Below are 17,295 nucleotides of genomic sequence, written 5' to 3' on the forward strand. Positions count from 1 at the left end.
CACCGCGTTCCCTCCGCGTATGTGCGGTCGCCCCGCACCCACATCAGCTGTACGCATTCGACGATGACAGTCCATAGCAACTCGCCTGTTGCTCGGACATGAACGGAAAGTGCCGCGACAGTTACAGACAACATGCGGGTACACCTGGCCGTTCACCTCGCGAAATGTGCTATACGCGTTGGTGTTCGGCCGACGGAGGCGCTGCGGGAGGCTCGACCGCGCACCACATCAGCTACTTCGGCCGATACGTCACGGGGAGTCAGCGGAGGCCGCTCGCGCGGGCCAGGTTCCGAGGGCATGCGCAGAATTGGCGTCGCTTTGTGCATGCCCCCGGATCCCGTCTTAAACGTTACATCAAGAAACGTGCCGCTGTCTAGCGGCAAGGTTCGCGGCGGGGACGCCAGCCGTCCCCACCTACAGACCAGGCAGCTCCTCGGCCAGCTCCGCGATATCGCGCTCCAGGTAGTGCGCGACGAAACGGTTGACCAGCTCGGCCGCCGCTTGACCGGGCACAACCCGGGCGGCGACCACGCGCTCGGCCAGCTCGGCCCGATCCGCCTGCGTGCGCCCCGACTGGCGGAACGACTGCCAGGCGGTCCGCTCGAAGACATCGACGAAGCGACGCGCGATGCGATCGCAATCCCCCCGCAACCGCTCGACCTCGTCCAAGATCTGGGCCGGCGCCGCCCCCGACGCCGCCAATTGCTCGGCGATCCGAACGAGCTGCTGGTCGGCCACGACGTAGGTGGCGGCGTCGAGCGGCTCATACATTCCGGTGGCGACAACCCGCGCGAGACCATGCGGCACATCGCGGTACCGATCGGCGAGTTCGGTTGCGGCAACGACCATTTCACTGACGGCAGGCCTCGCGCCCGGATCGCTCGGCGCATCGAACTCGGCCGCAACGCCGGGATGGTCGAGCGCCTCCGGTTCGGGGACGCCGAGGATGTCGCCGAGGTCGTCGCCGCGGTCCCAGGCCTCGAGCAGTTCCCTGATCCCGTTGAGCTTGATGCCCCGATCCAGCAACCGGCCGATGGTGCGCACCCGGTTGAGATGGTCGGACCCGTAGAACCCGGTGCGCCCCTTCACCTGCGGCGGCGGCAGCACGCCGCGCTCGTGATAGACGCGCAGGCTTCGCACGGTCGTGCCGGCCTCGCGCGCCAGCTCGTCGATCGTAAATTCCGTACCTGCTGCCATATCTCAAGGAAACCACACCGAAACCTGCGTTGACCGAATGATTGCCACTCGATAGCCCGCCGGCTCGGCCGGATGACGATCAAGTTTCATGAGATGACATTCATGTACATCTATTGAACGTGCCGTTAAACAGCGGTACGTTACTGAGCGATATGACTGCCGTCACATGAAAGGCCCAGGCATGACCATCGTTCGACCTCCCGCACAGACGCAGGAGCCGGCTTCGCGGGCACTGCACGCCGAGGACGCGGGCTATCACAAGGCGCTGCGCCCCCGTCAATTGCAGATGATCGCCATCGGCGGCGCGATCGGCACCGGGCTGTTCCTAGGCGCCGGCGGCAGACTGAAAGACGCTGGGGCAGGGCTCTTCCTGGCGTACGCCGTGTGCGGCATCTTCGTGTTCTTCATCCTGCGGGCGCTCGGCGAGCTGATCCTGCATCGCCCGTCCTCGGGCTCGTTCGTCTCCTACGCTCGCGAGTTCTACGGCGAGAAGCTGGCCTTCGGCGTCGGCTGGATGTACTTCTTCCACTGGTGTATGACCGGCATCGTCGACATCACCGCAATCGCCACCTACGTGCACTATTGGGGCAGCCTGCGGGTGATTCCGCAGTGGACCATCGCGCTGGTCGCGCTGGCCCTGGTGGTCGCCATCAACATGGTGTCGGTGCGCTGGTTCGGTGAGATGGAGTTCTGGGCGGCACTGATCAAGGTGGTCGCGCTGACCGGCTTCCTGATCGTCGGCACCATCTTCCTGGCCGGCCGGTTCCCGGTCGAAGGCAACAGCACCGGGATCAGCGTGATCAGCGAGCACGGCGGCCTGCTCCCGAACGGCATGATTCCGCTCGTGCTGTGCACTACCGGCGTCATCTTCGCCTATGCCGCAGTGGAATTGATCGGTACCGCCGCCGGCGAGGCGGAGAACCCGGAAAAGATCATGCCGCGCGCGATCAACTCGGTCATCGCCCGCATCGCGCTGTTCTACGTCGGTTCGCTGGTCCTGCTCTCGCTGCTGCTGCCCTACACCGCGTTCAAGTCCGGCGAGAGCCCGTTCGTCACCTTCTTCTCCAAGATCGGCGTCGGCGGCGCGGGCACGATCATGAACCTGGTCGTGCTGACCGCGGCGTTCTCCAGTCTCAATGCCGGGCTGTATTCGACCGGTCGCATCCTGCGTTCGATGTCGATGAACGGCAGCGCCCCGGCCATGGCGGGGCTGATGTCCAAGCGGGGCGTGCCTTACGTGGGCATCCTCGCCACCGGCGCGATCGCGCTGATCGGTGTCGGCCTCAACGCCCTCGTGCCGGAAAAGGCGTTCGAGATCGTGCTGAACATGTCGGCGCTCGGCACCATCACGGCCTGGGCGGCGATCGTGATCTGCCAGCTCAAGCTGTGGCGCTGGTCGAAGGAGGGACGCATGGAGCGCCCCTCGTTCCGGCTGATCGGTGCGCCGTACACGAGCATCGCGACGCTGGTCTTCCTGGTCGTGGTGGTGCTGCTGATGCTGTTCAGCAACAGCGACGTGCAGCGCGGCGCGGTCATCGCGATGGTGGTGATCATGGTTCCGGCCATGGTCGTCGGCTGGTTCTTCGCCCGCGGCCGGGTCATGCACCTCGCGTCGGTGCGCGAAGGCTATACCGGGGCGTTCCCGGTCCTCGCCGAGCGACCGCTGGAGCACCGCGACCCGCGCATCGCCGATATATCCGGTGCAAGCAACAACACCGCAACGAACAATGAGGCAGAATCGCGATAAGGCCGACCTGTTCCGCCCGCTCCGCGACAACGGTTGTCCACCGGTGTCGCGGAGCGGTGCGGGTTCGGCCCGATGTTGAACGCGTTGGTGCTGAGAGGGTCGAATGCCGGAACACTTCAGTGGCTCCGATGACATTCGCCCGGCCGCTCAGTCGACCACACTGACCGAGGATCTCGGAGAATTGGCATATCGAGCCCAGTATCAGTGGGCTACTCGACGGGTATCACCGACCGAAACCAGTCCGTGGTTGCGGGATCAGGACGATTCGCTATCACTGGAAGCCGAACCCGGTTCCGAACGCAGCGTCCGGTCCCGGCCCAGTGTTCGCCGGCTCAGCGCGGGACTGGTCGACCTGCCCCGAGTTTCACAGGTCGACCCCGCGACCGCGATACTGCGTAATCCCGAGGTGCCCGAGGACAAACGGTTCTGCTGGAAATGCCAGAAGCCGGTCGGCCGCTCGGCCGGTGAAGGATCCGCCCCGTCCGCGGGGAAATGTCCGAATTGCGGGTCGCCGTTCAACTTCCGGCCGTTGCTCGCCCCCGGCGACCTGATCGCCGACCAGTACGAGGTGCAGGGCTGCCTCGCCTACGGCGGCATGGGCTGGATATTCCTCGCCCGCGACCGCAATGTCAGCGACCGCTGGGTGGTCCTGAAGGGGTTGCAGAATCCGCTCGATTTCGAGGCCCACGTGGTGGCGCTGGCGGAACGGCAGTTCCTCTCGGAAATGGCGCACCCGGGGATCGTGAAGATCTTCAACTTCGTCAAACATCGGTCGGCGGAGGGAATTCCGTGCGGATACATCGTGATGGAGTACGTGGGCGGGCAATCGCTGAAGGAAATGCTCGATCTGCGCGCCCCGGAACACATCCCGGTGGCCGAGGCCATCGCCTATGTGATGGAGGTGCTGCCCGCGCTGGATTATCTGCACTCGTTCGGCCTGGCCTACAACGATCTGAAACCGGACAACATCATGGTCACCGAGGACGAGGTGAAACTCATCGACCTCGGTGCGGTGGCGGCCCGTGAATCCGGCGGCAGCCTCTACGGCACCCTGGGATATCAAGCGCCCGAGTTCACCAGCACCGGTCCGACCGTCGCCTCCGATATCCACACGGTCGGACGGACATTGGCCGCGTTGACGCTGAATATGCCGACCGAGAGGGGCGGCCCAAAGCTCCCAGGGATTCCGCCGGCCGACGAGGAACCGGTGCTGCGCCGCTATCCGGTGTTCGAGCGGCTGCTGTTGCGGGCTACCGATCCCGATCCGGCACAACGATTTCCGTCTGCCTACGCGATGTACCGCCAGCTGGCCGGCGTGCTCCGCGCGGTGCTCGCCGAGGACACGAACCGGGAGTATCCGCAGACCTCGGCGGTATTCGGTTCGCCGCGCGGCGACTTCGGCATCGATACGTTGATTCGACAGACCGAGGGGGTGATCGAGGGTGTGCATCAGGTGCCGACGCTCGATCCGCCGAGTGTCGTTGCCGCACTGCCGGTCCCGCTGATCGACAGCGAGGATCCGAGCGCGGAGTTGTTGTCCCCCTTGCTACATGGCGATCCGCAGCAGACGCTCGACACGCTGCGGCAGAGCACCGCCGATATGAGCGCGGGAGCCATCGGGACACCCGAAACCTTCGATCTGGAAGGCACATTGGCCGCGGTCCGCGCACATCTGGACCTGGGCGAGGTGGAGCAGGCACGGGAAAGCCTCGCGCGCTTGCTACCCGCGTACCGCGCGGACTGGCGCATCGATTGGTACACCGGCATCGCGGAATTGTCCTGCGCCGAATACGCGCAGGCCTACGAGCATTTCGATCGCGTGCACTCGATGGTGCCGGGTGAGATCGCGCCGCTGCTGGCGCTGGCCGCGACCGCCGAACTCCTGTTGCAGACGGACGCTAATCCGGCCGAGCCGAATCAGTGGCGGCAGGCGGCGACGGAGTATTACCGGTCGGTCTGGCGGAACACCCGTGGTGTGGCGAGCGCGGCCTTCGGTCTCGCGCGCAGGCTTGCCGTCGACGGCGATGTATCCACCGCCGTTTCCACATTGCAGCAGGTGCCGGATTCGTCGCGGCATCACAATGCCGCGCGTATGACCGCGTGCCTGCTGCTGGTCACCAGACCCGTGACCGAGCTGACCCAAACGGATCTCGACGCCGCGGCCGCGCACCTCTACGCACTGCCGGACGAGCCACGACTGATGCAGTTGCAGGCCATTGTTTTGAGTGCCGCGCTGACCTGGCTGAACCGAGGGGGAAAACCGGAGGGGCGCACCACGATCCTCGGTTTCCGCTATACCGAGGACGGCCTGCGCGGCGGGCTGGAATCGGTACTGCGAGCAGTCGCGCGGACGACGCAGAATCGGTTGCACCGCTATGCGCTGATCGATCTGGCCAACGATATTCGGCCCCGTTCCCTCTGGTAGGAAACGAGGTTCGTCCGCCACTGCGATTCGGTCAGGGTTTGACGCGCTTGCCGAACGAGTTGGTGTTGTTGGATTCCTGCCCATCGATCAAGCCGGCCGCATCGCGTTGACCGTCGGCGATCGCGCCGAACGTCCCCGAGATTCCGCCGATTCCCTGGAGCAGGTTGTTGCGTGCGGCGAGATAGCCCTTCTCCCCGTCCGCGAACTTCTTCCCGAAACTGTCCTTGCCCCACGGGGTGCCGGTCGCACCCAGCTTGGACTCCAGCGTGGCGAGCACGCCGTCGATTCGGTCGTGAATGCCCGCGGCGTGGTTCGCCGCCGTGCGCAGCTGATGGGTATCGACCTCGAATTTCGGCATTACTTCTTCTTCTCCTCATCGGTCAGGGTGAACGGCACATCGACCTCCGACGCCGCTTGCGGTTCCGCTTCGGGCGGAATCCAGTGCTCGGCCGTGGGTGCGGTGGGCACGTTGAACGGCGGAGGCATCGGGCCCCAGTCGATGATCTGCTTCGGCCGGGTCTTCGCCTTCATGTCCTTGCCCGGGCCGAGATAGGCATTCGGATCCGGGCGAGGGGCCGGTCGATCCGGCTCTGGTCCGCCGCCGGATGCCGGCGAGGACGGTCGTGAGCCGGTTGCGCCAGCGGAACCGGTTGCGCCAGAGCCACTCTGGTTCGAGGCCGACGAGCCCGAGCCGCTGTGCACCGATGACGAGGAACCCGGCGGATTGCTCGCGACGCTCGGTGCGCCGGTAGACGACCCGTGGGCACTGCCACCAGGCGACGAACCATGCACGCTGCCGGCAGGCGACGATCCATGGACACTGCCACCGTCCGATGACCCGTGCGCACTGCCTCCCGGTGACGAACCGTGCACACTGCCGCCAGGCGACGATCCATGGGTACTGCCGCCAGGCGAGGAACCATGGGCACTGCCACCGTCCGATGACCCGTGCGCACTGCCACCTGGCGACGAACCATGGACACTGCCACCGGGCGGCGAACCGTGCACGCTGCCCCCGGGTGGCGTCCATCCGCCGTCCACCGACGACTGGTAGGAGGTCGGTGGCTCGCCGCTGGCGGTGCTATTGCGTACGGACGGCGGCGGACTTCCTTCTGCGCCACCCGATTCCACCGCGGTGACGAACGAGCCGGAGTTCCGCGAGGAGCCCGAGGACCCGTCGGCGGAATCGCGTCCCGATACTCCACCTGTCGACTCCCGTCCCGACGTGCCACCTGCCGACTCACGACCGGACGTGCCACCCACCGACTCGCGGCCCGAAAAACCACTCACCGACGCGCGGCCCGAGGACCCACCGGCCGAATCCCGCACCGAGGAACCGCCTGCCGATTCACGGATCGACGAACCACCGGTCGAGTCCCGGATCGACGACCCGCCCGCTGACTCGCGAGCCGTCACAAAGGAATCCGTCCGACCCGAACCGCTACTCGACGATCCACCGCCAGACCGCACCGACGATCCGTCACCGTGCGTCGATGACCGGTTGGACGTAACCGGCTGCCCATCGCCGCCACCGATCGAATGCACACTCTGTGCCCGAGACCCGCCCCCGGACGCACCCGACTGTGATCCGTTCTGCGAACCACCCCCGGACGCAGCCGAGTGCGAACCGTTCTGCGAACCGCCCCCGGGCGCCACAGAATGCGAACCGTTCTGCGAACCCCCACCGTGCTGCGAACCTCCAGTGGACGTCACAGAGTGCGAACTGTTCTGCGACCCACCACCTCCATGCTGCGAACCGCCCCCGGACCCCACAGAATGCGAACTATTTTGCGACCCGCCACCTGACTGCGAACCATGCTGCGAACCGCCCCCGGATGCCACAGAGTGCGAACTGTTCTGTGCCCCGCCACCCGACTGCGAACCATGCTGCGATCCACCACTAGGCACCACGGAGTGCGAACCGTTCTGCGACCCACCGCCAGACGCCACAGAATGCGAACCGTTCTGCGACCCACCATCCGAGGCGACCGACTCTGCACCATGCTGCGACCCACGCCCGGAACCGCCCGACTGTGAACCACCCCCGGACACGATCGACTGCGAATCGTGCTGCGACCCACCCCTGGAACCACCCGACTGCGATCCATGCTGCGAACCACCGCCATTCGACGCCGAGGCCGTCGACACCGACCGCGACCCTCCCGAATTCGAGTGCCCCCCTGAACTATTAGCCACCGAGACCGACCCGTCACCACTCCGGGTAGACCCCGCCCGACCGCCGTTCGTAACCGGTGCCGGCGCAGGCGTCGGCTTGTTCGCCCAGGCAAACCGGCGGATGTCGTTCGGCGACACCGACTTCAACGTGAACCCACCGCGCGCACCACCGACCATCGCACCCCTGGCCGCGGCACCGACCCATCCGCTGGGCGACGAGAACGACGTCCACGACCCGGTCGCCACCCCGACCGCCAGGTTCCCGGCCGCCGAACCGACGATCCCGGAGGCCGCACCGATGAACGCACCACGCCCGGTAGCGCCCCACGCCCCGATGTTCCGCCCGCCGATCACCTTGTCCAACCCGAAACCCAAGTAGCGCGCGAACTCTCGCGACGGCAACGTGCCTGCCGCCGAGGCGAAGATCGAGACCCCGAACTGGGTGCCGTCGAACTTCCGGCGGTGTCCCGCGGCCATCTGCCCGAGTTGCACGGCGGCGTCCAAGCCGGCCGAGGTGACGCCGGTCTCCAGCAGCTTCACCGAGTACACGCCCCACCCCTTGGCGGTCGGCGCGACCAGACGTCCCGACGCCAAAGTCTTCAGGAAGAAACGCTTCTCGGTGGCCGCACCCAGCTTCGCGGCCAGTCGGCCGATCTGCGCGGCCAGCTTGTCCTCGAGCACCCGCAGGATCGACCGCGTGGTGGTGATGGCCGCCGCCTCCGCCGCGGGCGCGGTCGGCGGAAACAGCCAAGCCCAAATGATTTCCAGCGCCAGCCAGACGAGCGAGACGATGATGTTGATCTTCGTCGCCTCGAGTTCGGTGCCCGCGTCGAAGCTGGAGTCGGACACGGTCTGGAGCAATTGCGCCAGGGATTCCAGAGATTCGTCGCCGGTGCGCAAATGGTCGAACGTGGCGCCCATCGCGGTGGCCCCGTCGCCTTGCAGATACGCCCGCATCGTCGCGCTCTTGGCCGCGTCGATCTCGGACAGCAGCGCGGTCAGGTCAGCGCTCGCGGCCTTCCAGGCGGCGGAGATCTCCCACATGCCGCTCTCGTCGCCGTCGGGCCAGGTCGCACCGGCGATCCAGCCCAGCCAGCGCAGTTCCTCGGGCAGATACAGTCCCATCCCCGCTCACCGGCCCGCGCCGGCGACGATCGTCGCCCTGTCGTTCTCGGCCCGCTCGTCGGTCATCGATGCTCCACCCGCTCGCCCGTCGACTGGCCTCCACGACACCGCACACGGATGAACTCGTGGTGTCGCCCAACGGAATTCGGGCTCAATATCCGTCGCACCCGAGTCAGCGAATGATCATCGTGAGCAGCCGGGACGAACCCGCGGCGCCCACCGCGATCCCGCACGGCATGATCAATGACTGTGCGAATCCTGCTGCAACGAGTGAGCTCGGCCCAGGTCAGCGTCGACGACGAGATCGTCGGCCGGATCGACCCGGCCGCGGCCGGCGTGCCCCACGGACTCCTCGCATTGGTCGGCGCCACCCACAGCGACACCGAGGCAACCGCGAAGGCGCTCGCCGACAAGGTGTGGCGGCTGCGCATCCTGGACGGCGAACGCTCCGCCGCCGACCTCGCCGCGCCGATCCTGGTGGTCAGTCAGTTCACCCTCTACGCCGACACTGCCAAGGGGCGGCGCCCGTCTTGGAACGCGGCCGCGCCCGGCGCCGTCGCCGAGCCCCTCGTGGACGCGTTCGCCGCGGCACTGCGCGAGCTCGGCGCCACCGTCGCGACCGGGCAATTCGGCGCGCACATGCAGGTCGAGCTGGTCAACGACGGCCCGGTCACGCTGTTGCTGGAGGGGTGATCCCGGGAAGGCGGCCCGCGCCGCCGATTCGAAGCACACCCTGCCCACATCGCCCGCGCAGGATCCTGGTGCGCCGAGCCGATAACCGTGACAGACTCGTGCGTTAGAAGGTGCGGGTGGCTCGATGCCGCCGGTTAGCGGAGGATCATGCTGGAAACGAGGGACGCGATGGATCTGGACGCGCTGGAGCGTCGGGTCGCCGCGGATCGGTATGCGGCGCTTGATCGTTCGATCGAGGCGGATCTGCGACTGGCCACCTCGCTCGCCGATCTGGCGAAAGGCTTCATCGCCACCAAGACCAACGGGTCGGTACGCGACCGGACCAGGGACGCACTGGCGCCCGCCGAGGAGGCGGTCGCCATTCGGCTGCGCCTGCTCTCCACCGGGCAGGTGCTGAACGCCCGGCTCGCGGGCGAGCTGAACGAGGCGCTCCGCTCGGTCGAACTCGCGGCCAGGCACAGCGGTCGCCGGGAACTCGCCACGACCACCATCCGGCGCGCGTGCGACGCCTATCGGCAGGTGGCGCGCATCCATCCGGAGGTCGCGGGACTCTGCGCCGACGGACTCTCGAAATGCGGCGTGTGGCTCGGCCGCCTCGATCAGGACGCCGCCGTCGCGGCGACCGAGGAGGCGGCGCGGATCCGCAGCGCGCTGGCCGCGGCGAACCCGGAACTCTCGGGCAAGTACCTGGCCAGCCTGAGCACGCTGCTGCGCACCCTGATGGTCGGCCGGTCACGCAAGCAGGCGCTGTCGATGTATCGCGAGCGGTACTCCGCGTTCACCTCGACCAGCATGTCGATCCGGTTGCGCGCGTGCGGGGTTCAAGATCTCGACCTGACCCCGAAGTCGTACAAGGCGCTGGCCGAACTCAATTGCCGCACGCTGGAGCAGGCCGGTCGGCTGACCCAGCAGCAGATCCTGTTCAAGTCCTCGGGCGATCTGTCGACCGTCGAGGAGATCAACTGGAAGCTGGCCCTGGTCGGCCTGCGGCCGCTGCTGCCCGGCGCGGAGCCGGACCCGCCGTCCATGCCGGTGCAGATCGGCACCAGTTTCGGCGCGCTCAGCGTGTACTGCCCGGTGCCGGACGCGATCGCGCAGATCCGCGCGGCGATCATCGGCGCGTACGCGACCGACGACGCCTACCCGCTGGATCGGGAGAGCTATCTCGGTGAGCGCGAAGAGCATTGGAAGATCACCGACGCCGAGGTGAACACCGCGGAGAAGCTCAGCGACGACGTGGTGCTGATCGATCAGCCCTACGGCGGCTGGGTGACGGTGATGAGCCTGCACTGGGAGCTGACGCCGGTCGGCAAGCATCCGCTGGCCCGGCGGCTGTCCCAGGATTGGCCGGTGGCCGCGATCACGGTGACCGAGCATGTCGCCTACGAGCTGTGCTGGTACGAGCACGGGGCGGCGACTCAGTACGCCGCGCTCGGCCGGCCGGCGGGGCAGGCGCCGCTGGATAAACCGTTGGCGCCGTTGGACTTCAAGATGCTGGCCGATCTGAACGCCGACCGCGCGAACGAGACGAAACTTCGCGCGGCGTTCGGCAACACGCAGATGTTCGCCAACCTCACCTATCTCCCGTCGAGCGGGTTGCGGCAGATCAGCGCGACCACCCCGCTCGCCGAGCACGGTGATCGCGTGCTGTTCTTCCGTACTACGCCGTAGACCGTCACACCGCCGTGGTCGGCTGGACCGGCTGAATGGTCGAATTGCGGCCCCAGATGAACCACACGACCGGGCCGAGGAACGGGAACGCGAGCATGAGCAGGACCCAGATGGCCTTACCGGCGGCCGCGTAGTTGCTGGACCGTAGCGCGCTCACCACGCCGGCGATGAACAGCGTGATGGCGCCGAGGGCGACAGCGACGGCGAAGACCCCGAAGGCGATCGAGCCCGCCGTTTCGGCGGTACTGGCCAGGGCGGGAGCGGAAGCGAGAGCAATTGTTGTCATGCCACTCAGCGTAGGTTTCGAACCTGTCCCGCCACATCGGTGACTAACCCTGAATTTGCTATTGCCGATGTGCGCACCGGCATACGCCGCGGGGATGACCTGGGATGCGACGTCGGGATCGCCTAGGCGCTTCCGGCCTCAGGGTCGCTTCAACAATTCAGCATTAAAGTACCCCGCGTTCGCCGCGCTCGCGTTCGCCGTGAATACCGAAATCGACCGACGACGTGCGATCTGCACGTCAGCCGGGCGGACGGGGCGAAACCCGCAGGCGAACTTCTCGAGAACTAATTGAACGGAACGTTTATACCCTGCCATGGAGTGCTCTACTGAGATCACGCCCGAACGGTGTCGTAGGTCACCCTCAGTGACCACACGCACCCGCTCGGGCGGCTTCACCAGACAACGATGCTAGTCGAGGCTCTTCTCATGGATCAACTGGCGTTGGCGGAAACCCCAGCCGCCCGATGCGCCTATTACCGCCATACCTGTGACCTACCCGCCGGATTCCATCCGGAGATCGGCCGGATCACCGTCCGGGCCGGCTTCGTCGGCGCGATCACCATGCCCGCCGCGCTTGGTCAACAGGTCCACGACGATTTGATACATCATCGAAATCCATTGGGCCCCGTCATCTCTCACGTGCGCTCGAAACGCTGGACCTTTCTGATCCGGCCCGACCTGCCCGACGACGTCCGCCTGTTCGCGGAGTTGTTCCGGCTCAACGTATCGATCGTGCCGATCGGCGGCGAGATCGCGCTGCCCTCCCCCGCCGACTCACACGCCGGCTACCGGGAGTGGATTGTTGCTCCGGAGAACAGGTTTCGGCCCTCCGGTGCGGCCATCGTGGATACCGTGCGCGCGTGCCGGAACACGGGGCCTCGATGACCACGGGCCAGCTTCCCGCGAAACATCAAGTGCTGCAAGCGTGCCGGGGCGAACCCCCGGAGAACAACCCGCTCCTGCGGGGCGCGCACGAGCTGACCACGCTGCACGAGCGCAGGCTCGGCGCAGGCAAGGAGACGACCGACGAAATCGACGCGCTCCGAGCCAGTTTGGTGCGCGACATCGATCGCTGGATCACCGTTCAACTGCCGCCCGCGCACGGTGCCGCGCATGTGCACACCGAGACGGTCGGCGCCGTGATCGACCGGCTGGCCCAGTTCACCGCCAACGCCTATGCGGCGCTCGCGAGTGCCTCCGAGTGGGACCTGTGGGACGCGTGGCAGCGCCTCGCGGAACTGGCCGTCGGCTACGACGATCTGGCCGCCGAGGTGTGCGCGGGCGTGCGCCGTTTGCCAGGCGCGTCGTAAATCTCGCCCGCGCGCCGCAACCCGGACTTAGGGTGGGGCGCATGGGGAATACGACTGATCGAGATGCGAGCAACCGTGCCCTGCATGCCCGGCGGGCCGCTTCCTTCGGCGCCAACGCGATGGACTACGCCGATCACCGACCGGACTACCCGTTAGCGGCCATCCGCTGGGCGCTGGAGCAGGTGCCGACCGTCCCCGCGCCGATCGTCCTCGACCTCGGCGCGGGCACCGGAAAGCTGACCGAGGGCCTGCTCGCGGCCGGTGCCTCGGTGATCGCGGTCGAGCCCGACGACGGTATGCGCGTGGAATTGATGCGCCGGCTGCCGGGCGTCCGCGCGCTCGAGGGAACCGCGGAAGCGATTCCGCTCCCGGACCGTTCGGTGGACGCGATCGTGGCCGGGCAGGCGTTTCACTGGTTCGATCAACAGCGCGCTTTTCCGGAATTCGCGCGAGTTTTGCAGAAAGGCGGCGTTTTCGCCGCGCTGTGGAACACCGATGATTCACGAGTTGATTGGGTCGCCGAATTGGGCCGCATCGCGCGGTCGGCGGCGTCGACTCCGCCGCTGGAATTGGCCCCGGCGGCGCTACCCGAGCACCCGCGGTTCGAGGCCTTCGAAAGCGCCAATTTCCCGCACTCCCAACGGCGGACGGCGGAATCGCTGACCGCGACCATCGGCACGCACTCGCACACCCTGGTGGTGCCCGCGCAGCAGCGAGCCGAGGTGCTGCGCCGGGTCACCGAGTATCTGCGCAGCAGGCCGGAGACCGCCGAGGGCGAATTCGACCTGCCCATCGTGACATTGGTGCTGCGCACCGCACTCCGCACCGGCTGACCGCTCGCCGACTACCTGCCGCAAGGGAATTCGCACACCACACACAATTTCCGCTGCTCGCGCCGGTCCGGGCGAGGTGGCCGCGCACTCGAACCACGTGATGCGCCAACCGGATTCGAGTAGTCGCCTACTCGGGCTGTGCCCACCCGCCCGGACATACGCTGACAGCAGAGTTCAACACCGTAGCGATCAGGCCACCAACGTCGACCTGATCCGGCACCGGGCAACGCCGCCCGACTCAATGTCACGGTCGCGCGCAACTGGCGCAAGGAACGACGACACCGATCCAGCGATGCCGCTGGGTATCGCCGCGAGGCGAGATCGTCCAGTGGGGGCCGCCACCCCCGCCGGCGTCGGTGCGTATCGACTCCTCGCCACGCCGCGTCCCCGACCGCCAGTGTTCACGAACAATGTTGCGCCGCTCGATCTTCCGTGTGGGGGGTCGGCTGGGATCGACGGCGCCGATCGTGCACGACCCGGCACCGCAACGTGGTGCCGGGGTGCCTACTCCGGGCGCAGGGTGAGGATGCGGGGGCCGTTCTCGGTGACGGCGACCGTGTGCTCCCAATGTGCGGCACGGCTGCCGTCGACGGTGACGACGGTCCAATCGTCGTCGAGCACCTCGGTCTGGGTGGTGCCGAGCGTCAGCATCGGTTCGATCGCGAGGACCGATCCGACCACGAGTTTCGGGCCCTTACCCGGATCGCCCTCGTTCGCCAGGAACGGGTCGAGGTGCATCTCGCGGCCGATGGCGTGACCACCGTAGCCGTCGACGATGCCGTAGGCGCGGCCGTGCAACTGCTCGGCGGCGCGGGTGCCGAGTTCGATGGCGTGCGAGACGTCGGAGAGCCGGTTGCCGGGCACCATGGCCTCGATACCCGCTTCCATGGACAGCTTGGTCGCCTCGCTCAGCAGCCGGTCGGCGTCGATGATGTTGCCGACGCCGAACGTCCACGCCGAGTCACCGTGCCAGCCGTCGAGAATGGCGCCGCAGTCGATGGAGACCAGGTCGCCCTCGGTCAGGATCTCGCCTGCGGTCGGAATCCCGTGCACCACACGGTCGTTCACCGACGCGCAGATCGAACCGGGGAAACCGTGGTAGCCCTTGAAGGACGGCACCGCACCCGCGTCGCGGATGAGCTGCTCGGCGACCTCGTCCAGCTCCAGGGTGGACACCCCGGGCTTGGCGGCGGCGCGCACCGCGACCAAGGCGCGGCCGACGATCGCGCCGGCCGCCGCCATGGCCTCGAGTTCACCGGTGGTGCGAAACGGCACCACTTTCTTGCTCTTGCGGCCGAAGACCATCAGCGCACCGTCGTGAAGTGCATCAGCGGCCCAGGGCGTGCAGCACGCGGGCATGCACCTCGTCGATGGTGCCGACCGCGTCCACCGGGACGACCAGGCCGTCGTAATGCTCGAGCAGCGGGGCGGTCTCGTCCCGGTAGACCACCATCCGGTTGTGGATGACCTCGGCGTTGTCGTCGCTGCGCCCGCTGGTGCGGCCACGCTCGACCAACCGCTCGATCACGGTCGCCTCGGGCACGTCGAAGCTCAGCACCGCGTCGAGCTTCTTGTCCATCTCGGCGAGGATCTTCTCCAGCGCGTCGGCCTGGTCGACCGTGCGCGGGTAGCCGTCCAGCACAAAGCCGTTCGCGGCGTCGGTCTCGTTGACCCGGGCCTCGACCATGCGGTTGGTGACATCGCTGGGCACCAGGTCGCCGGCGTCCATGTACTTCTGTGCTTCGCGGCCGAGCAGGGTCTGCTGGCTGATGTTCGCGCGGAACAGATCCCCGGTGGAGATGTGCGGGACGCCCAGTGTTTCCGAAAGCAGGACGGCCTGAGTGCCCTTGCCGGCACCCGGCGGACCGAGCAGTACAACTCTCACTTGAGGAACCCTTCGTAATTTCGATTCATCAGCTGGCTTTCGATCTGCTTGACCGTGTCCAGGCCGACACTCACCATGATCAGCACCGCGGTGCCGCCGAACGGGAGGTTCTGACCGTTACCGGAAGCGCCGATATCGAGGAAAAGATTCGGCAGGACAGCTACGAGACCGAGGTAGACCGAGCCGGGGAGGGTGATGCGACTCAGCACATGGTTGAGGTAATCCGCGGTGGGCTTGCCGGGGCGGTACCCCGGGATGAAGCCACCGAACTTCTTCATCTCGTCCGCGCGTTCCTCCGGGTTGAAGGTGATCGCGACGTAGAAGTAGGTGAAGAACACGATCAGACCGAAGTAGATCGCGATGTAGACCGGGTTGCCCGGGTTCACCAGGTACTTGGCGATGATCTCCTGCCACCAGCTCGGGTCCGGGTTGTTCCGCGAGGAGGTGAGCTGGGAGACCAGGTTGGGCAGGTACAGCAGCGAGGACGCGAAGATCACCGGGATGACGCCGGCCTGGTTGACCTTCAACGGCAGATAGGTCGAGGAGCCGCCGTACATCTTCCGGCCGACCACGCGTTTCGCGTACTGCACCGGAATACGCCGCTGGCCTTGCTCGACGAAGATGACCGCGGTGATGATCGCGAACGCGGCGACACAGACCAGGCCGAACACCAGACCGCCGCGGCTGTCCAGGATCTGCTTGCCCTCGGTCGGGATGCGCGCGGCGATACCGGCGAAGATCAGCAGCGACATGCCGTTGCCGACACCGCGCTCGGTGATCTGCTCGCCGAACCACATGACCAGGGCCGCGCCGGCGGTCATCACCAGCACGATGATGATCATGCCGAAGATGCCGTTGTCGGCGATGATGTCCTTGTCACAGCCTTGCAGCAGCTGCTTGCGCGAGGCCAGGGCGACGAGGCCGGTGGCCTGCAGGACCGCGAGCGCGATCGACAGGTACCGGGTGTACTGCGTCATCTTGTTCTGGCCGGACTGGCCTTCCTTGCGCAGTTCCTCGAACCGCGGGATGACGACGGTCAGCAGCTGGATGATGATGCTCGCCGTGATGTACGGCATGATGCCGATCGCGAACACCGACAGCTGCAGCAGCGCTCCACCGGAAAACAGGTTGATCAGCTGGTAGATACCGCCGGAATCACCGCCGGATACCTGCTTGATGCAGTCCTGGACGGCCCTGTAATCGACGCCGGGGGACGGCAACGCGGCACCCAGACGGTACAGCGCGATCAACCCCAGCGTGAAGAGAATCTTCCGCCGTAAGTCCGGAGTCCGGAAGGCCGATACGAAGGCGGAAAGCACAGATCCTCCTGGCGAACGACATGGTGGTCAGGACATGGTTGATTCAAGCAATACTCCAGATCCGACGATGTGGCATCTGGGGACGCTGAAAACCATGACGAGGCTTGGCAGACAACAACTTGAACTCTAACAGTGGCACCGGACGAGCTTTCACTCGTCCGGTGCCACTGGTTGTCAGAGTACCGTCAGCCCAGCTCGGTGACAGTGCCACCGGCCGCAGTGATCTTTTCCTTGGCCGCGCCGGTCACCTTGTCGACGGTCACCTGGACCGCGACGCCGATCTCGCCGTCGCCGAGGACCTTCACCAGCTGGTTCTTGCGAACCGCACCGGCCGCCACGAGCTCGGCCTTGCCGATCTCGCCGCCCTCGGGGAAGAGCTTGGCGATGACGCCGACGTTCACGACCTGGTATTCCGTGCGGAACCGGTTCGTGAAGCCCTTGAGCTTGGGCAGCCGCATGTGCAGCGGCATCTGCCCACCCTCGAAGGCGGCGGGGACGTTCTTGCGTGCCTTGGTGCCCTTGGTACCACGGCCCGCGGTCTTACCCTTGGAACCCTCACCACGGCCGACCCGAGTCTTCTCGGTCTTGGCACCGGGCGCGGGACGCAGGTGATGCAACTTGATGGTCAT

The 17,295-nt window shown here is 66.6% G+C and carries 17 protein-coding genes; 9 read left to right on the forward strand and 8 right to left on the reverse strand.

The genetic code is table 11. The annotated features are described in order from the left end of the window. Positions 1-414: 414 nt before the first annotated feature. Positions 415-1,197, reverse strand: a complete 783-nt coding sequence (locus AB0M22_RS34975; protein WP_364736152.1) for a MerR family transcriptional regulator — start codon at positions 1,195-1,197, stop codon at positions 415-417. Positions 1,198-1,378: 181 nt separating this feature from the next. On the opposite strand from AB0M22_RS34975, the gene AB0M22_RS34980 reads away from it, so the two are divergent. Both AB0M22_RS34980 and AB0M22_RS34985 read left to right on the forward strand, forming a co-directional pair. Beyond that, complete coding sequence (locus tag AB0M22_RS34980) at positions 1,379-2,944, forward strand: amino acid permease (RefSeq protein WP_364736156.1); 1,566 nt, start codon at positions 1,379-1,381, stop codon at positions 2,942-2,944. Between the two features lie 181 nt (positions 2,945-3,125). Further along, positions 3,126-5,369, forward strand: coding sequence for a tetratricopeptide repeat protein (locus AB0M22_RS34985; protein ID WP_364736159.1), 2,244 nt, complete (start codon positions 3,126-3,128; stop codon positions 5,367-5,369). Positions 5,370-5,400: 31 nt separating this feature from the next. On the opposite strand, the gene AB0M22_RS34990 is transcribed toward AB0M22_RS34985, so the two are convergent. Together AB0M22_RS34990 and AB0M22_RS34995 are read right to left on the reverse strand one after the other, a co-directional pair. After that, on the reverse strand, positions 5,401-5,727 hold the full coding sequence (locus tag AB0M22_RS34990) for a WXG100 family type VII secretion target (protein ID WP_364736162.1): 327 nt from the start codon (positions 5,725-5,727) through the stop codon (positions 5,401-5,403). Further along, entirely contained in the window at positions 5,727-5,900 is a 174-nt protein-coding gene (locus AB0M22_RS34995; RefSeq protein ID WP_364736165.1) for a hypothetical protein, read from the reverse strand. Before AB0M22_RS34995 ends, AB0M22_RS34990 begins: the two co-directional genes overlap by 1 nt. Before the next feature lie 1,741 nt (positions 5,901-7,641). On the opposite strand from AB0M22_RS34995, the gene AB0M22_RS35000 reads away from it, so the two are divergent. The 4 genes from AB0M22_RS35000 (at position 7,642) to AB0M22_RS35015 (ending at position 11,033) form a co-directional block, all read left to right on the forward strand. Beyond that, positions 7,642-7,923: a hypothetical protein gene (locus tag AB0M22_RS35000; protein ID WP_364736168.1), complete on the forward strand. Its 282-nt coding sequence runs from the start codon at positions 7,642-7,644 to the stop codon at positions 7,921-7,923. A gap of 135 nt (positions 7,924-8,058) precedes the next feature. After that, entirely contained in the window at positions 8,059-8,790 is a 732-nt protein-coding gene (locus AB0M22_RS35005) for a hypothetical protein (protein ID WP_364736171.1), read from the forward strand. A gap of 128 nt (positions 8,791-8,918) precedes the next feature. Then, positions 8,919-9,362, forward strand: a complete 444-nt coding sequence (gene dtd / locus AB0M22_RS35010) for a D-aminoacyl-tRNA deacylase (RefSeq protein WP_364736618.1) — start codon at positions 8,919-8,921, stop codon at positions 9,360-9,362. A gap of 147 nt (positions 9,363-9,509) precedes the next feature. Further along, complete coding sequence (locus AB0M22_RS35015; protein ID WP_364736174.1) at positions 9,510-11,033, forward strand: hypothetical protein; 1,524 nt, start codon at positions 9,510-9,512, stop codon at positions 11,031-11,033. Between the two features lie 4 nt (positions 11,034-11,037). Here the strand turns inward: AB0M22_RS35015 and AB0M22_RS35020 are convergent, their stop codons facing one another. Continuing rightward, on the reverse strand, positions 11,038-11,319 hold the full coding sequence (locus tag AB0M22_RS35020; protein ID WP_364736177.1) for a PLD nuclease N-terminal domain-containing protein: 282 nt from the start codon (positions 11,317-11,319) through the stop codon (positions 11,038-11,040). A gap of 426 nt (positions 11,320-11,745) precedes the next feature. Here AB0M22_RS35020 and AB0M22_RS35025 point away from each other — a divergent pair, with 426 nt between their 5' ends. Genes AB0M22_RS35025 through AB0M22_RS35035 form a run of 3 tightly spaced genes read left to right on the forward strand, consistent with a single transcriptional unit; the run spans position 11,746 to position 13,462 of the window. After that, positions 11,746-12,204: a DNA-directed RNA polymerase subunit beta gene (locus AB0M22_RS35025; RefSeq protein WP_364736180.1), complete on the forward strand. Its 459-nt coding sequence runs from the start codon at positions 11,746-11,748 to the stop codon at positions 12,202-12,204. Next, a complete protein-coding gene (locus tag AB0M22_RS35030) occupies positions 12,180-12,629 on the forward strand; it encodes a DUF4254 domain-containing protein (RefSeq protein WP_364736183.1) in 450 nt (149 codons plus the stop codon). Before AB0M22_RS35025 ends, AB0M22_RS35030 begins: the two co-directional genes overlap by 25 nt. A gap of 41 nt (positions 12,630-12,670) precedes the next feature. Beyond that, complete coding sequence (locus tag AB0M22_RS35035; protein ID WP_364736186.1) at positions 12,671-13,462, forward strand: class I SAM-dependent methyltransferase; 792 nt, start codon at positions 12,671-12,673, stop codon at positions 13,460-13,462. Positions 13,463-13,966: 504 nt separating this feature from the next. On the opposite strand, the gene map is transcribed toward AB0M22_RS35035, so the two are convergent. The 4 genes from map to rplO all read right to left on the reverse strand — a co-directional run bounded on the left by map (position 13,967) and on the right by rplO (position 17,295). Next, complete coding sequence (gene map, locus AB0M22_RS35040) at positions 13,967-14,767, reverse strand: type I methionyl aminopeptidase (protein ID WP_364736190.1); 801 nt, start codon at positions 14,765-14,767, stop codon at positions 13,967-13,969. A 22-nt stretch (positions 14,768-14,789) separates the two neighbouring features. Further along, on the reverse strand, positions 14,790-15,347 hold the full coding sequence (locus AB0M22_RS35045; RefSeq protein WP_150404113.1) for an adenylate kinase: 558 nt from the start codon (positions 15,345-15,347) through the stop codon (positions 14,790-14,792). Next, a complete protein-coding gene (secY, locus tag AB0M22_RS35050) occupies positions 15,344-16,666 on the reverse strand; it encodes a preprotein translocase subunit SecY (protein WP_150404112.1) in 1,323 nt (440 codons plus the stop codon). Before secY ends, AB0M22_RS35045 begins: the two co-directional genes overlap by 4 nt. Before the next feature lie 185 nt (positions 16,667-16,851). Next, entirely contained in the window at positions 16,852-17,295 is a 444-nt protein-coding gene (gene rplO, locus AB0M22_RS35055; protein WP_150404111.1) for a 50S ribosomal protein L15, read from the reverse strand.

It is taken from the genome of Nocardia sp. NPDC051756, assembly GCF_040681495.1.
GTDB lineage: Bacteria > Actinomycetota > Actinomycetes > Mycobacteriales > Mycobacteriaceae > Nocardia.

Coding starts and splice junctions, on each gene's coding strand:
- AB0M22_RS34975 (WP_364736152.1), bottom strand. CDS start 1,197: ATGGCAGCAGGTACGGAATTTACGATCGACGAGCTGGCGCGCGAGGCC.
- AB0M22_RS34980 (WP_364736156.1), top strand. CDS start 1,379: ATGACCATCGTTCGACCTCCCGCACAGACGCAGGAGCCGGCTTCGCGG.
- AB0M22_RS34990 (WP_364736162.1), bottom strand. CDS start 5,727: ATGCCGAAATTCGAGGTCGATACCCATCAGCTGCGCACGGCGGCGAAC.
- AB0M22_RS34995 (WP_364736165.1), bottom strand. CDS start 5,900: ATGAAGGCGAAGACCCGGCCGAAGCAGATCATCGACTGGGGCCCGATG.
- AB0M22_RS35015 (WP_364736174.1), top strand. CDS start 9,510: ATGCTGGAAACGAGGGACGCGATGGATCTGGACGCGCTGGAGCGTCGG.
- AB0M22_RS35020 (WP_364736177.1), bottom strand. CDS start 11,319: ATGACAACAATTGCTCTCGCTTCCGCTCCCGCCCTGGCCAGTACCGCC.
- AB0M22_RS35025 (WP_364736180.1), top strand. CDS start 11,746: ATGGATCAACTGGCGTTGGCGGAAACCCCAGCCGCCCGATGCGCCTAT.
- AB0M22_RS35035 (WP_364736186.1), top strand. CDS start 12,671: ATGGGGAATACGACTGATCGAGATGCGAGCAACCGTGCCCTGCATGCC.
- map (WP_364736190.1), bottom strand. CDS start 14,767: ATGGTCTTCGGCCGCAAGAGCAAGAAAGTGGTGCCGTTTCGCACCACC.
- rplO (WP_150404111.1), bottom strand. CDS start 17,295: ATGACCATCAAGTTGCATCACCTGCGTCCCGCGCCCGGTGCCAAGACC.